The sequence below is a fragment of the Cellulomonas sp. NPDC058312 genome, assembly GCF_042880135.1.
Taxonomy (GTDB): domain Bacteria; phylum Actinomycetota; class Actinomycetes; order Actinomycetales; family Cellulomonadaceae; genus Cellulomonas.
Map to the genome: position 1 here is coordinate 550,836 of NZ_JBHVZE010000002.1, position 14,146 is coordinate 564,981.

The window sequence follows — 14,146 nt, forward strand, 5'->3', positions numbered from 1 at the left end:
CCCGGCGAGTCTACTGCCGACCCGGCCGTCGCCGCCGCCGTCAGAACAGCGCCGGCTGCACGACACCGGCCCGCACCGCACCGGTCACCGCACCGGGGAGCAGGCTCGCGGGCACCTCCGCGGCCTGCCGGGGCCGGAACCGCCACGGCGCGGGCGTGGCGACCCCCGCGGTGCCCCCGACCACCGGGTCCGTCGTCGGGACCTCGGGCAGGTCCAGGCCGTGCCGGCGGCGCAGCGGGCGCACCCGGTCGGACAGCCACCGCCGGTACTCCTCGGGCACGTAGGCGCCGTCCCCGTACAGCCGCCGGTACTTCGCGACGAGCGCGGGCCGGTGCTCGGCCAGCCACCGGAGCATGAGCGGGCGCACCGGGCCGCGCAGGTGCAGCGGGATCACCGAGACGCCCGACGCGCCCGCCTCGGCGAGGTCGTGGAACAGCCCGTCGAGGTGGTCGGTCGAGTCGGTGAGCCACGGCATCACCGGCGCGACCATCACCGTGCAGGGCAGCCCGGCGTCCCGGACCGCGCGGATCAGCGCGAGACGCGCCCGCGGCGTCGGCGTGCCGGGCTCCATCGCCTGCTGCAGCTCCTCGTCCCCGATCGCGAGCGACACGGCCACGCTCACCCCGACCTCACCGGCCGCCTCGACCAGCAGCGGCAGGTCGCGGCGCAGGAGCGTGCCCTTCGTCAGCAGGGACAGCGGCGTGCCGGAGTGCGCCAGCGCGCCGATGATCCCGGGCATCAGGGCGTACCGGCCCTCCGCGCGCTGGTACGGGTCGGTGTTGGTGCCGAGCGCGACGTGCTCGTGCGCCCAGGACCGGCGCCGCAGCTCGGCGGCGAGCACCTCGGCGACGTTGGTCTTCACGACGATCTGCGTCTGGAAGTCCTCGTCCGGTCCCAGGCCGAGGTACTCGTGCGTCGGGCGGGCGAAGCAGTAGGTGCAGGCGTGCAGGCAGCCGCGCATCGGGTTGACCGTCCACCGGAACGGCATCGCCGACGCCTCGGGCACCTTGTTCAGGGCCGACTTCGCGTGCACCTCGTGGAACGTCACGCCCGCGAACTCCGGCGTCCGGACCGAGCGCTGCAGGCCCGCGAGCGCCAGCCCGGGCAGCGCGCCGTCGGGCTGCCCCGTCGTCTTCTGCCCGTCCCACCGCATGGCTCGATTCGAACACGTGTTCGACCTCGGCGCAAGCACCGCGGTGCTCAGCATGCTGGGCTTCCGGTTGCCGGGTCCGGCACGGGGGCCGACCGTGGAGCCATGACCTCCGCGAACCCGGCCCGGCCCACCCGCTCCCCCGACCCGCGGACCGCCGCGCGCCGCGACGTGCCGACCGACCCGGACGCGGGCGCGCGCCGCGGCCGGCGCAGCTGGCTCGTGCTGGCGGGCCTGCTGCTGCTCAACGTCCTGGTCGCCGCCGGCGGCGGGATCGCGTCGACCTCGGGGGTCGACGGCTGGTACGCGGACGCCGCGAAGCCCGCGTGGACCCCGCCGAACTGGGTGTTCGGGCCCGCGTGGACGGTGCTGTACACGCTGATGGCGGTGGCGGCGTGGCTGCTGTGGCGGCGGCACGGGGCACGGGTGGCACGCACGGCCCTGGTGCTCTACGTCGTGCAGCTGGCGCTGAACGCCGCCTGGACCCCGGTGTTCTTCGGCGCGGAGCAGCTGGGGCTGGGCCTGGCGATCATCCTCGCGCTCGAGCTGGCGCTGGTCGCCACGATCGTCGCGTTCCACCGCCTGACCCCGTGGATCGCCTGGCTGCTCGGGCCCTACCTGGCGTGGGTGCTGTTCGCGACGACGCTGAACGCCGGGGTCGCCGCGCTGGCGTGAGCGCGGCGACCCCGTGGGCGCACGGGGGTCACTCCCCGGCCGGCACGACCCGCGGCCAGAGGTCCTCGGCGGGCGGCGCCCACGTCGCGGCGTCGGCGTCGACCTGCTCGCCGGAGCGGATGTCCTTCACCTGGTCAGCGGCGCCGTCCTCGGCGGCCGGGAACCAGACGAACGGGATCCCCCGCCGGTCGGCGTGCTTGATCTGCTTGCCGAACTTGGCGGCGGTCGGTGCGACCTCCACCGGCACCCCGCGCGCCCGCAGGGCGACGGCCACGGCGTCGGACGCCGGCCGGGTCGCCTCGTCGGTCACCGCGACCAGGACCGCCGCGGGCACCCCGCGGGTCGCCCGCACGAGCCCCGCGGTCAGCAGGCGCGAGACCAGCCGGGACACGCCGATGGAGAGCCCGACGCCGGGGTAGGTCTGCTTGCCGTCCGAGGCGAGGGTGTCGTACCGCCCGCCCGAGCAGATCGACCCGAGCTGCTCGTGGCCGACCAGCACCGTCTCGTAGACCGACCCGGTGTAGTAGTCCAGGCCGCGGGCGATCTTGAGGTCCGCCACGACGACGCCCGGGGCGCGCACCGCCGCCGCCTCGATGAGCTGCCCCAGCTCCGCGAGCCCCTGCTCCATCAGCTCCGAGGTGACGCCGTGGGCGGCCGCCAGCTCCCGCACCCGGTCGACCACGCCGGTGTCCCCGCCGTGGATCGCCGCGAGCGCCAGGCACGCCTGGGCCTGCTCGGACGTGGCGCCGGCCTCGGCGACGAGCAGCCCGGCGACCTTCTCGGCGCCGATCTTGTCGAGCTTGTCGATGCTGCGCAGCACCGCGTCGACGTCCTCGAGCCCCAGCCCGCGGTAGAACCCCTCGGCGACGCGCCGGTTGTTCACCAGGATCCGCACGGGGGGCACGCCGATGTCCCGCAGGGCGCCGAGCGCCTCCGCCATCACCAGCGGCAGGTCGACCTCGTAGTGGTACGGCAGGTCGCCGGCGCCCACCACGTCGATGTCGGCCTGCACGAACTCGCGGAACCGGCCGTCCTGGGGCCGCTCGCCGCGCCAGACCTTCTGGATCTGGTAGCGCTGGAACGGGAACGCGAGGTGGCCGGCGTTCTCCAGCACGTACCGGGCGAACGGCACGGTGAGGTCGAAGTGCAGCCCGAGCTGGCCGGAGCGGTCGCCGTCGCCCTCCTCCTGGAGCCGGCGCAGCACGTAGACCTCCTTGGAGGTCTCGCCCTTGCGCAGGAGCTGGTCGAGCGGCTCGACCGCGCGGGTCTCGATGCCCGCGAACCCGTGCAGCTCGAAGGTGCGCCGCAGGGTGTCGAGGACGTGCTGCTCGACCACGCGGCCGTCGGGGAGCCACTCGGGGAAACCGGACAGAGGAGTCGGACGTGCCATGCGCGTCATCCTGCCAGGTACGGGTTGGTCCTCAGCTCCGCGTCCACCCGGGTGGCGGGGCCGTGGCCCGGCAGCACGTGCGTGCCGGGCGGAAGGGCGGCGACGACCTCGCGCAGCGTCGTCGCCATCGTGGCCGGGTCCCCGCCCGGCAGGTCGGTGCGCCCGACCGAGCCCGCGAACAGGACGTCCCCGGTGAACGCCACCTGCTCGTCGCCGGCGTCGAGCAGGTACAGCGTCGAGCCCTCGGTGTGGCCCGGGGCGTGCCGGGCGACCAGGCGGACCCCGCCGAGCACGAGTTCCGCGTCACGGGTGCGCGGCGCGTCGTCGTCGGCCCCGAAGGCCAGCACCTCCGGCACCGCCGGTGGTGCCGGGTCGACGCCGGCACCGACGACGGCGGCGAGCAGCCCGTCGGCCAGCGCCCGGGCCGTGGGGTCCGCGGAGCCCAGCCCGAGGCTGCCCAGCGGGTCGGCGACCCGGTACGCGTCGCGCGCGTGCAGCCGCACCGGGACGCCCGCGGCCTCCGCGACGGCACCGGCGTCCCACAGGTGGTCGGCGTGCCCGTGGGTCACCACCACCCCCGTGACCCGCAGGCCGTGCGCCGTCACGGTCCGCGCGACGTCGTCCGCCACGCCCGCCCCCGGGTCGACCACCACGCAGGTGCCGTCGTCGGCCGCGACGACGTAGCAGGTGGCCGCGAACACGGGTGAGGTCAGGGCGAGGATGCGCACCCGGGCCACGCTAGCGGCGGGGCGCCGCGCCTCTCGGGTGAGCGGCACCGCGCGGCACGCACTCAGGTCCACCCCCGGTTGCCTAGACTGTCCCGCGGGCACGGGAGCCACGCGCTCCCGTGCGCCGACGCGGGGGCCCGGCCCGGCGCCGACGACCGAGACGACGAGGAGTGTGCGTGCCGTCCAGCAAGCGCGAGCGCGAGTACGAGCGCCGCCGGTACGAGAAGTGGCAGGAGCGCCGCAGCGCGAAGCAGGCCCGGCGACGCCGGATGCAGGTCGTCGCGGGCGGCGTCGTGGGCGTGCTGGTGCTCGGCACCGCCGTGACGTCCGCCCTCCTGCTCGGCGGCAGCGACTCCCCCGCGGACGACACCACCACCACCGCACCCCCGACGGACACCGCGACGGGCGGCGAGGCGCGCACCGGCAACGGCGGCCAGCTGCCCGACGCCGCGCTCGCCGAGGGCCGCACCTGGACCGGCACCCTGACCACCAGCCAGGGCGACATCGGCATCGAGCTCGACGGCGCCGCGGCCCCGCAGGCCGTCGCCAGCTTCGTGACCCTCGCGCAGGAGGGGTACTTCGACGGCACCGACTGCCACCGGCTCGTCACCAGCGGCATCCACGTGCTCCAGTGCGGCGACCCGACGGGCACCGGCACCGGGAGCCCCGGGTACGCGTTCGGCCCGATCGAGAACGCCCCGGCGGACGACGTCTACCCCGCCGGCACCATCGCGATGGCCCGCCAGGGCGGCGACGGCGCGTCGATGGGCAGCCAGTTCTTCCTGGTCTACGAGGACTCGACGATCCCCGCGGACCAGGCAGGCGGATACACCGTGTTCGGCCGCATCACGTCGGGCCTCGACGTCGTGCAGGCAGTCGCTGACGCGGGCGTGGACGGTGGTGCCTCCGACGGCACCCCGGCGACCCCCGTCACCATCGAGGGAGTGGAGACCCAGTGACCGAGACGCCCGACGAGCAGCAGCGCTCGCACGACAGCGACGACGCCACCGGCACCGCGCCGGCCGCCGAGGCGGTCACCGGGACGGACGCGCAGGCGCCCGCCGCCGACGACGCGGCCGCGACGGTCGACGCGCCGGCCGAGGAGCCCGCAGCCGAGGAGGCCACGGGCGAGACCGCACCCGAGGCGGACACCGCACCCGAGGCCGACACGGCACCCGAGGCTGAGGCGCCCGAGGCCGAGGCCGAGGCGCCCACGCCCGAGGCGGAGGCCGCAGCGGAGCGCCCCGCGGAGCAGGACGCCCCCGCGGCGCCCGCCGCCCCCGCGCCGCGCCCCCCGCTGCCCAGCGCCATGCGCCCCCGCCCGGTGCCGCGCCCCGCCGCCCCGGGAGCCGCCGCCCCGGCGTCCGCGCCCGTGGTGCCGGTCCCGGTCCCGGACGACTCCGCCGAGGCCGCTGCGGCGACCGCGTTCGGCCGGGTCGACGAGGACGGCACCGTCTACGTCCGCGAGGCCGCCGGCGAGCGCGCCGTGGGCCAGTTCCCGGGCGCCACGCCCGAGGAGGCGCTGGCGCTGTACGTCCGCCGGTTCCTCGACCTGCAGGCCAAGGTCTCCGTGTTCGAGGCGCGCCTCCAGGCGACTGACCTCGCCGTCAAGGAGATCGACCAGACGCTCAACCGGCTCACCGAGGAGACCGCGGAGCCCGCGGCCGTCGGCGACCTGGACGCCCTGCGGGCCCGCGTCGAGGCGCTGCGCCCGGTCGCGGCCGAGCGTCGCGCCGCGGTGGAGGCCGAGCGCGCCGCGGCCCGGCAGGTCGCGCTCGCCGCGCGCGAGCAGATCGTCGAGCGCGCCGAGAAGATCGCCGCGACCGACCCCGCCCGGATGCAGTGGCGGCCCGCCGGTGAGCAGCTGCGCACCCTCCTCGACGAGTGGAAGGAGGCGCAGCGGTCCGGACCGCGCGTCGACCGCACCTCGGAGGAGGCGCTGTGGAAGCGGTTCAGCCACGCGCGGACCACGTTCGACCGGGAGCGGCGGCACTACTTCGCCGAGCTCGAGTCCCGGAACGCCGGCGCCAAGCAGGCCAAGGAGGCGATCGTCCGCGAGGCCGAGCGCCTGCAGACCAGCACCGACTGGGGCGCCACCGCGGGCGCGTACCGCGACCTGATGACGCAGTGGAAGGCCGCGGGCCGCGCGAGCCGCAACGACGACGACGCCCTGTGGGCCCGGTTCCGGGCCGCGCAGGACACGTTCTTCCACGCCCGTGACGAGCTGAACGCCGCCACGGACCGGGAGTACGCGGGCAACCTCGAGGTCAAGGAGGCGCTGCTGGTCGAGGCGGAGGCCATCGACGTGTCGAAGGGGCTCGGCCAGGCGAAGGCCGCGCTGCGCTCGATCCAGGACCGCTGGGAGGCCGCCGGCAAGGTCCCGCGCGCCGACATCCAGCGCGTCGAGGCGCGCCTGCGTGCCGTCGAGGGCAAGATCCGCGACGCCGACCAGGACGAGTGGCGCCGGACCAACCCGGAGACCCGGGCGCGCGCCGAGGGCGCCCTGGCGCAGCTGGAGAGCGCGATCGCCCAGCTCGAGGCCGACCTCGAGAAGGCCAAGGCCGGCGGTGACGCCCGCAAGGTCGCCGACGCGCAGGCCGCGCTGGACGCCCGGCGCGCGTGGCTCGAGCAGATCGAGCGCGCCGCGCAGGAGTCACGCGGCTGACACGCCGCCCGTCGTCCACAGGATGCCGGTCACCTCTCGCCCGACGGGCGGGGTGACCGGCATCCTGCGTCCGTGACCACCGCCCCGACGGCCCGACCGCCAGCCCCCCTCGCCGCCCCGCTCGTCGCCCGGGCCGACCTCGGTGACATCGCCTGGCAGGTCCTCGCGCACGACGGGCACCTCGTGCCGCTCACCGACGACGTCGGCCTGCCCGCCGGGGTCCGGGCCACCCCGGAGCTGCGCGCGGCGGCGCTCGGCCCGGCGCTGCCGACGCGCTGCGTCGTCGCCCTGGGGTCCGCCGCGTGGGTGCACCTCGGCGGACGCGCGCCCCGGGACGTGCACGCCGAGCGCGTGGTCGGACGCGGCGCAGCGGGTCGCGGCGACCCCGGCGGCGAGACGGTGCCGGGCACGACGGGCGCCGGGTCCGGCGTGCGCGACCGGGACGTCGTGCTGCTCGGCGGCGTCGCCGTGACCACGGCCCGCAGGACCGCGTCCGAGCTCCTGCTGCGCGCGCCCGCGGACGCCGCGCTCCGCCTGGTGCGCGCGCTGCTCGACGCCGGGCTGGTGGACCTGGCGGAGGTCCGTGCCGACGTGGCCGCCGCGAGCGGCCGCCGCGGGGTGGTCGCGGCGAGCCGCCTCCTCGACGTGCTCGCCCGTCGCCAAGCGCCCACGCCGACCGCCCCGCCCTCGTCACTCGAGGTCGGTCCGTCGGGCCGAGATCGGTCCGTCTGAGGGGCTACCTCGGTCAGGAGGTGCGATCTCGGCGAGGAGCGCGGAGCGGGTGACGCTGCGGGCCGGTCAGGCGTCGACGACGGGCTGCTCGGCGGCCTTGGCCCCGGTGATCCGGTAGACGTCGAACACGCCCTCGACCTTGCGCACCGCCGACAGCACGGACGCGAGGTGCGACGGCTCGGCCATCTCGAACACGAACCGTGAGATCGCGACCCGGTCGCGGGACGTCGACACCGACGCGGACAGGATGTTCACGTGGTGGTCGGACAGCACCCGCGTGACGTCCGACAGCAGCCGGCTGCGGTCGAGGGCCTCGACCTGGATCTGCACGAGGAACAGGGCCGTGCTCCCCTGGCTCCACTCGACCTCGACCATCCGCTCCGGCTGGGCCTGGAGCGAGCCGACGTTGATGCAGTCCGACCGGTGCACGCTGACACCCTGGCCGCGGGTCACGAAACCCACGATGTCGTCGCCCGGCACCGGGGTGCAGCACTTGGCGAGCTTGACCCAGATGTCGTCGACGCCCTTGACGACCACACCGGGGTCGCCGGTCCGGATGCGCCGCGTCGTCTGCCCGGGACGCGCGGTCTCGGCGATGTCCTCCTCGGCACCGGGCTCGCCGCCCATCGCGTGCACGAGACGCTGGACGACGGTCGCGGCAGACACCTGGCCCTCGCCGATCGCCGCGTACAGCGCGGATACGTCGGCGTAGCGCATCTCGTTCGCGAGCCCGATCAGCGACTCGTGGGACAGCAGGCGCTGGATCGGCAGGTTCTGCTTGCGCATCGCCTTGGCGATGGCGTCCTTGCCGTGCTCGATCGCCTCCTCGCGGCGCTCCTTGGTGAACCACTGCCGGATCTTGTTCCGCGCGCGGGGGCTGGTGACGAACCCGAGCCAGTCGCGCGACGGGCCGGCGGTCTCGGACTTCGAGGTGAACACCTCGATGACGTCGCCGTTCTCCAGCGTCGAGTCCAGCGGGACCAGGCGGCCGTTGACGCGCGCGCCCATCGTCCGGTGGCCGACCTCGGTGTGCACCGCGTAGGCGAAGTCGACCGGGGTCGCGCCGGCGGGCAGCGCCATGACGTCGCCCTTGGGCGTGAAGACGAACACCTCGCCGTCGGCGATCTCGAACCGCAGGGAGTCGAGGAACTCCGAGGGGTCGGCGGTCTCCTTCTGCCAGTCGACGAGCTGGCGCAGCCACGCCATGTCGTTGCCGTCGACGTCGGTGCCGGTCCCCGCGCCCTTGGCGTTCTCCTTGTACTTCCAGTGCGCCGCGACGCCGTACTCCGCGCGCCGGTGCATGTCGTGCGTGCGGATCTGGATCTCGACGGGCTTGCCGCCGGGACCGATCACCGTCGTGTGCAGCGACTGGTAGAGGTTGAACTTGGGCATCGCGATGTAGTCCTTGAACCGGCCGGGGACCGGGTTCCACCGCGCGTGCAGGGCGCCGAGCGCCGCGTAGCAGTCGCGCACCGTGTCGACCAGGACGCGCACGCCCACCAGGTCGTAGATGTCCGCGAAGTCGCGTCCGCGCACGATCATCTTCTGGTAGATCGAGTAGTAGTGCTTCGGCCGGCCGGTGACCGTCGCCTTGATCTTGGAGGTGCGCAGGTCGGCGCCGACCTGGTCCCGGACCACGGCCAGGTACTCCTCGCGGGCCGGGGCACGCTCGGCGACCAGGTGCACGATCTCGTCGTAGACCTTCGGGTAGAGGGTCTGGAACGAGAGGTCCTCGAGCTCCCACTTGATCGTGTTCATGCCGAGGCGGTGCGCGAGGGGCGCGTAGATCTCGAGCGTCTCGCGGGCCTTCTTCTCGGCGGACGCCGCGGGCACGAACTTCCAGGTCCGGGCGTTGTGCAGCCGGTCGGCGAGCTTGATGACGAGCACGCGGATGTCCCGGGACATCGCGACGACCATCTTGCGGACCGTCTCGGCCTGCGCGGCGTCGCCGTAGGTCACCTTGTCGAGCTTGGTGACGCCGTCGACGAGCATCGCGATCTCGGGGCCGTACTCGGTGCGCAGCTGGTCGAGGGAGTACGACGTGTCCTCGACGGTGTCGTGCAGCAGCGCCGCCGCCAGCGTCGGCGGGGTCATCCCGAGCTCGGCGAGGATCGTCGCGACCGCGACGGGGTGCGTGATGTAGGGGTCGCCGCTCTTGCGCAGCTGGCCGCGGTGGGCGAGCTCGGCGGTGGCGTAGGCGCGCTCGAGGATGCCGAGGTCGGCCTTCGGGTGGTTGGTCCGGACCGCCTGGAGCAGCGGCTCGATGACGGGCGACTGCGCGGGCCCGCGTCCCTGCCCGAAGCGGGCCAGGCGCGAGCGCACCCGGCTGGTGCTCCCCGTCGTCGGGGGCACCTCCGGCCGCGGGTCGGGCGTCGACGTCCGAACCTGGTCCGCCATGCGCGCCTCCTGCCCTGCCGGGGCGTGGCCCGGCTGTCCGACGCCGCTGCCCGGACCCACCGGGGACCCGGTCGGCCCGCCGGTCACCCCGGTGGCACGGCTGATCCGGTCGATTCTACGGCCAGACGACGCGACCGCCGACCGGGCAGGGCGTGGGCCCCGCCGGTCGGCGGTCGTGAGGGTCGACCCGGGTGGCGGTCAGCCGACCTCGAGCAGCGCGTCGACGTGCCGCCCCGCGAGCCGCGACCGACCCGGCAGGAACGTCAGGTCCATGAGGAACGACAGGCCCACGACCTCGGCACCGCACTCCTCGAGCAGCTCGATGGTCGCCGACGCCGTCCCGCCGGTGGCGAGCACGTCGTCCACGACGAGCACGCGCGCGCCCGGGAACACGGTGAACGGGTGCAGCTCGACCGCGGCCGCGCCGTACTCCAGCTCGTACTCGCGCCGCGCCGTCGGACCGGGCAGCTTGCCCGCCTTGCGCACGGGCAGGAAGCCCGCACCGAGGGCGAGGGCGACGGGTGCGGCGAGGATGAACCCGCGCGCCTCCATGCCGGCGACCAGGTCGATCGGGCCCGGCACCCGGGCGGCCATCTCCTGGACGACGGCGTCGAACGCGGGCCCGTCCGCGAGCAGCGGGGTGATGTCCTTGAACACCACGCCGGCCGTCGGGTAGTCCGGCACGTCCCGGACCAGGGTCTCGATGCGGTCGACGAGCTCCTGCCCGCTGAGGCGTGCCACGTCCTGGGTGCCGCTCATCGCCGGCCCTTCTTCCGCCGCGGCTGCGCCGCGGGTCCCTGGTGCCCGCCGGGGCGGACCTGACCGGTGAACCGCGCGACCGCGACCTCCTCCTGGGAGGCGTCGCCGTCCACGCCGCCGGCCGCGAGCCGCGCCCGGGCCGCGAGCACGCGCTCGGTGTGCGCGCGGATCGCCGGCTCGCGCTCGCGCAGGGCGACCTCGAGCGGCGTCGCCAGGTAGATCGAGGAGAACGCCCCGACGATCATGCCGACGAACAGGGCCAGCGCGATGTCGCGCAGCGTGCCCGCGCCGAGCACGAACGCCCCGATGAACAGGATCGCCGCGACCGGCAGCAGCGCCACGACCGAGGTGTTGATCGAGCGGACCAGGGTCTGGTTGACCGCGAGGTTCGCGCGCTCCTCGTAGGTGGACCGCGTCTGGTCGGTGACCCCGGCGGTGTTCTCCCGGACCTTGTCGAAGACCACGACCGTGTCGTAGATCGAGTAGCCCAGGATGGTCAGGAAGCCGATCACCGTCGCCGGCGTGACCTCCCAGCCGACCGCGGCGTACACGCCCGCGGTGATGACGAGGTCGTGGAACAGCGCGACGATCGCCGCCAGCGCCATGCGCCAGTTGCGGAAGTAGATCGTCATGACCACGGACACGAGCACGAGGAACACGACGAGGCTCAGCAGCGCCTTGTTCGAGACGTCCTTGCCCCAGGTCGGGCCGATGAACGAGCTCGCGACGTCCTCCTCGCCGACGCCGTACGCCTCCTGCAGCGCCGTGCGGACCTGGTCCACCTGCTCGCTGGTGAGCTCGGCGGTCTGGATCCGCAGCGACGAGGTGCCGACGTTGGTGACCCGCGGGACCTCCTCGGCGGAGACCTCCGCGACCGCGTCGACGGCGGGCTGCTGGTCGGTCGAGGACGCGTTGGACACCGTGAACTCGGAGCCGCCGCGGAACTCGATGCCGGGCTGGAGGCCCGGCTTGAACAGCAGGATCGCCGAGAGCACGACGAGCACGCCGGAGATGACGAACCAGCGCGTGCGCCTGCCCACGATGTCGTAGGAGCGGCGACCCGTGTAGAGGTCGTTGCCCCACTGGGCGAAGTTGACGGCCATCAGGCGTCGCTCCCCTCGGTGCGTCGAGCGTCGCCGTCACCGGTCGCGTCGGGCGGGTCGTCGGTGGTGGTGGCGTCGGGCGGTGCCGCGTCCGACGGGGTGGTGCCGGGCGCGGCACCGGCCTGGGCGGCGCGCGCGGCGGCGCGGCGCTCGGCGATGGTCCCGCCCGGGGCGGCCGGGGCGGCCGTCAGGGTCGACGTCGGCGCGTCCAGCGAGGCCGTCGCACCGGACGTGGCGGCGGTGCGGGGGCCGGTGGCCACCCGCCCGCGACCCACGTAGCGGGTGCCGCCGGTGGCGCCGAGACGCCGCGGGTCCAGGCCGGACAGCGGGTGCCCGCCGCCCCAGAACTTCGTCTTCGCGACCAGGCGCATCACGGGGTGCGTGAAGGTGAACACGATGAGCAGGTCGAGCAGCGTGGTGAGGCCGAGCGTGAACGCGAAGCCCCGGACCGACCCGACCGCGAGGAAGTACAGGACGATCGCGGCGAGGAAGTTCACCGCGTCGGACGCGAGGATCGTGCGACGCGCCCGCTCCCAGCCGCGGTCGACGGCCGCGACCAGCGTCCGGCCCTCGCGGAGCTCGTCGCGGATGCGCTCGAAGTACACGATGAACGAGTCCGCGGTGATGCCGATCGCGACGATCAACCCCGCGACGCCGGGCAGCGAGAGGCGGTACCCCTGCGTCCAGGACAGCAGGGTGATGACGCCGTAGGTGAGCAGGCCGGCGATCACGAGGGACGCGACCGTGACCAGGCCGAGCGCCCGGTACTGGAAGAACGAGTACAGGACGACCAGCAGCAGGCCGATGAGGCCGGCGATCAGGCCCTTCTCCAGCTGCTCGGAGCCGAGCGTCGCGGAGATCTGCTCCTCGCTCTGCACCTCGAAGCTCAGCGGCAGGGCGCCGAACTTCAGCTGGTTGGCGAGGGCCGCCGCGCTCTCGCGCGTGAACTGGCCGGTGATCTCGGCCTTGCCGTCCGAGATGATGACGCCGGGGCTCAGGCTCGGCGCCGAGATGACCAGGCCGTCGAGCACGATGGCGAACTGGTTCTGCGGCGACGTCAGGCCCTGGAGGCGCTCGGTCACGTCCGCGAACTCGCGGGTGCCCTGGCGGTCGAACTCCAGGTTGACGGCCCAGGTGTTGGTGGTCGCGCCGGACGGGCTCACGGACAGGCCGGAGCTGGCGTTGGCGATCCGGGCGCCCTCGACCTCGATCGGGCCGAGGACGTACTTGAGCGTGCCGCTCGGGTCGCAGGTGACCAGCGCCTCGTCGGCCGGGCCCTGCAGGCCGCCGGTGAGGTTCGCGGGGTCGGTGCAGTCGAGCTCGTCGAACCGGGCCTGGACCGCGGGGGTGATGTAGTACGCGGCGTCGCTGGCGTTGTCCGGCGCGGCCTTCGTGGGCTCGTCGGACGGGTCGGTGGCGGGGTCGGCCGCCGCGTCGGTCGGCGCCGTCGTGGCCGCCGGGTCGGCGGCGGGGTCAGCGGCGGCGTCGGTCGGCGCGGTCGTCGCCGCGGGATCGGCCGCGGGGTCGGTCGCTGCCGGGTCGGTCGCGGCAGGGTCCGTCGGCGCGGGTGCGCCGTAGGTCAGCACCGGCCGGAACTCCATCTGGGCAGAGGTCCGCACCAGGTCCAGGGTCTCCTCGCTGGGCCTGCCGGGCAGCGCGACGACGATGTTCGACCCGCCCTGGCTGGTGATCTCGGCCTCGGCGACACCCGAGGAGTCGACCCGCTGCCGGATCACCTCGATCGCCTGGGAGATCGTCTCGTTCGTGACGCGGGACTCGTCCTGCGCGACCGGCGCGAGGATCAGCTGCGTGCCGCCCTCGAGGTCGAGCGCGAGCTTCGGGGTCCACGTCGCGTCGGACCACTTGGTCCCCGCGAGCACCGCCCCGAAGACGGCGACCGTGATGACGGCGAGCGTGAGGAGCGTGCGCGCCGGGTGCCGGCGGCGGCTGGGTGGGGCCAACGGGATCGTCTTCTCTCGTGCGCGTACCGCCCGCTGTCGGCGGGCGGTACGGGTGGTGGGTCACCGGCCCCCGCTGCTGCGGGGGCCGGCACCCTCGACTACTTCTTGTCCGGCGACGCGGGACCCTCGTCGTCGCGGCCGTCCTCGCCGCGCGGGGGCTGGAGCGACGACAGGTCGTCCGGCACGTCGATCCGGCCCGGCGGGACCGCGCCCGGCTCGTCGCGCCACTCGACGTCGTCGTCGTCCGCGACGTCCGTGTCCTCGACGTCCTCGACGTCCTCGACCGGCGGCTCGACGAGGCGCGCGATCGCGGCCTTGATCCAGCGCGTCCGGCTGCCCGGGGTCGACTCGAGGACCACGACGTCACCGTCGACCTCGACGACCGTCCCGTACATCCCGGACCCCGTCATGACCTCCTGGCCGGGCTGGAGGTTGTCGCGGAAGCTGAGCTGCTTCTGCTGCGCCTTCCGCTGCCGGCTCGACAGCAGGAACATCGCCCCGAGACCGATGACGAGGATGATGAGGAAGGTGGGATCCACGAAGAACAGCTCCTGATCGCTTCAGATGACCGCCGCAGTCTATTCGC

12 protein-coding genes are annotated in these 14,146 nt (G+C 74.5%); 4 read left to right on the forward strand and 8 right to left on the reverse strand.

What is annotated here, in order from left to right:
- Window positions 1–40 precede the first annotated feature (40 nt).
- Window positions 41–1,153, reverse strand: a complete 1,113-nt coding sequence (locus tag ACFVXN_RS07020) for an Rv2578c family radical SAM protein (RefSeq protein ID WP_389229411.1) — start codon at window positions 1,151–1,153, stop codon at window positions 41–43.
- Between the two features lie 102 nt (window positions 1,154–1,255).
- Between ACFVXN_RS07020 and ACFVXN_RS07025 the strand changes: the two genes are divergently transcribed.
- Window positions 1,256–1,825, forward strand: coding sequence for a TspO/MBR family protein (locus tag ACFVXN_RS07025; protein WP_389229414.1), 570 nt, complete (start codon window positions 1,256–1,258; stop codon window positions 1,823–1,825).
- Window positions 1,826–1,853: 28 nt separating this feature from the next.
- Here the strand turns inward: ACFVXN_RS07025 and hisS are convergent, their stop codons facing one another.
- Entirely contained in the window at window positions 1,854–3,215 is a 1,362-nt protein-coding gene (gene hisS / locus ACFVXN_RS07030) for a histidine--tRNA ligase (RefSeq protein WP_389229417.1), read from the reverse strand.
- 5 nt (window positions 3,216–3,220) lie between these two features.
- On the reverse strand, window positions 3,221–3,943 hold the full coding sequence (locus ACFVXN_RS07035; RefSeq protein ID WP_389229420.1) for an MBL fold metallo-hydrolase: 723 nt from the start codon (window positions 3,941–3,943) through the stop codon (window positions 3,221–3,223).
- Window positions 3,944–4,119: 176 nt separating this feature from the next.
- On the opposite strand from ACFVXN_RS07035, the gene ACFVXN_RS07040 reads away from it, so the two are divergent.
- The 3 genes from ACFVXN_RS07040 (at window position 4,120) to ACFVXN_RS07050 (ending at window position 7,340) form a co-directional block, all read left to right on the forward strand.
- The gene (locus ACFVXN_RS07040; RefSeq protein WP_389229423.1) at window positions 4,120–4,902 is read left to right on the forward strand and encodes a peptidylprolyl isomerase; all 783 of its coding nucleotides are present in this window, start codon (window positions 4,120–4,122) and stop codon (window positions 4,900–4,902) included.
- Entirely contained in the window at window positions 4,899–6,608 is a 1,710-nt protein-coding gene (locus tag ACFVXN_RS07045; protein ID WP_389229426.1) for a DUF349 domain-containing protein, read from the forward strand. Before ACFVXN_RS07040 ends, ACFVXN_RS07045 begins: the two co-directional genes overlap by 4 nt.
- A gap of 72 nt (window positions 6,609–6,680) precedes the next feature.
- Window positions 6,681–7,340 carry a hypothetical protein gene (locus ACFVXN_RS07050; protein WP_389229429.1) on the forward strand — a complete coding sequence of 220 codons (660 nt, stop codon included), beginning with the start codon at window positions 6,681–6,683 and terminating at the stop codon, window positions 7,338–7,340.
- A 66-nt stretch (window positions 7,341–7,406) separates the two neighbouring features.
- Here the strand turns inward: ACFVXN_RS07050 and ACFVXN_RS07055 are convergent, their stop codons facing one another.
- From ACFVXN_RS07055 to yajC, 5 genes are all read right to left on the reverse strand, one after another.
- Complete coding sequence (locus ACFVXN_RS07055) at window positions 7,407–9,737, reverse strand: RelA/SpoT family protein (RefSeq protein ID WP_389229432.1); 2,331 nt, start codon at window positions 9,735–9,737, stop codon at window positions 7,407–7,409.
- A 198-nt stretch (window positions 9,738–9,935) separates the two neighbouring features.
- Window positions 9,936–10,496, reverse strand: coding sequence for an adenine phosphoribosyltransferase (locus tag ACFVXN_RS07060; protein WP_389229435.1), 561 nt, complete (start codon window positions 10,494–10,496; stop codon window positions 9,936–9,938).
- Complete coding sequence (gene secF / locus ACFVXN_RS07065; protein WP_389229438.1) at window positions 10,493–11,599, reverse strand: protein translocase subunit SecF; 1,107 nt, start codon at window positions 11,597–11,599, stop codon at window positions 10,493–10,495. The genes ACFVXN_RS07060 and secF overlap by 4 nt, the downstream gene beginning before the upstream one ends.
- On the reverse strand, window positions 11,599–13,560 hold the full coding sequence (gene secD / locus ACFVXN_RS07070) for a protein translocase subunit SecD (RefSeq protein WP_389229441.1): 1,962 nt from the start codon (window positions 13,558–13,560) through the stop codon (window positions 11,599–11,601). The genes secF and secD overlap by 1 nt, the downstream gene beginning before the upstream one ends.
- Window positions 13,561–13,658: 98 nt before the next feature.
- Window positions 13,659–14,099: a preprotein translocase subunit YajC gene (gene yajC, locus ACFVXN_RS07075; protein ID WP_389229445.1), complete on the reverse strand. Its 441-nt coding sequence runs from the start codon at window positions 14,097–14,099 to the stop codon at window positions 13,659–13,661.
- Window positions 14,100–14,146 lie beyond the last annotated feature (47 nt).

What these genes read in the sequence shown, in the direction of transcription:
- ACFVXN_RS07020 (WP_389229411.1), bottom strand. Translation starts at nt 1,153, where the DNA reads ATGCGGTGGGACGGGCAGAAGACGACGGGGCAGCCCGACGGCGCGCTG.
- ACFVXN_RS07025 (WP_389229414.1), top strand. Translation starts at nt 1,256, where the DNA reads ATGACCTCCGCGAACCCGGCCCGGCCCACCCGCTCCCCCGACCCGCGG.
- hisS (WP_389229417.1), bottom strand. Translation starts at nt 3,215, where the DNA reads ATGGCACGTCCGACTCCTCTGTCCGGTTTCCCCGAGTGGCTCCCCGAC.
- ACFVXN_RS07055 (WP_389229432.1), bottom strand. Translation starts at nt 9,737, where the DNA reads ATGGCGGACCAGGTTCGGACGTCGACGCCCGACCCGCGGCCGGAGGTG.
- ACFVXN_RS07060 (WP_389229435.1), bottom strand. Translation starts at nt 10,496, where the DNA reads ATGAGCGGCACCCAGGACGTGGCACGCCTCAGCGGGCAGGAGCTCGTC.
- secF (WP_389229438.1), bottom strand. Translation starts at nt 11,599, where the DNA reads ATGGCCGTCAACTTCGCCCAGTGGGGCAACGACCTCTACACGGGTCGC.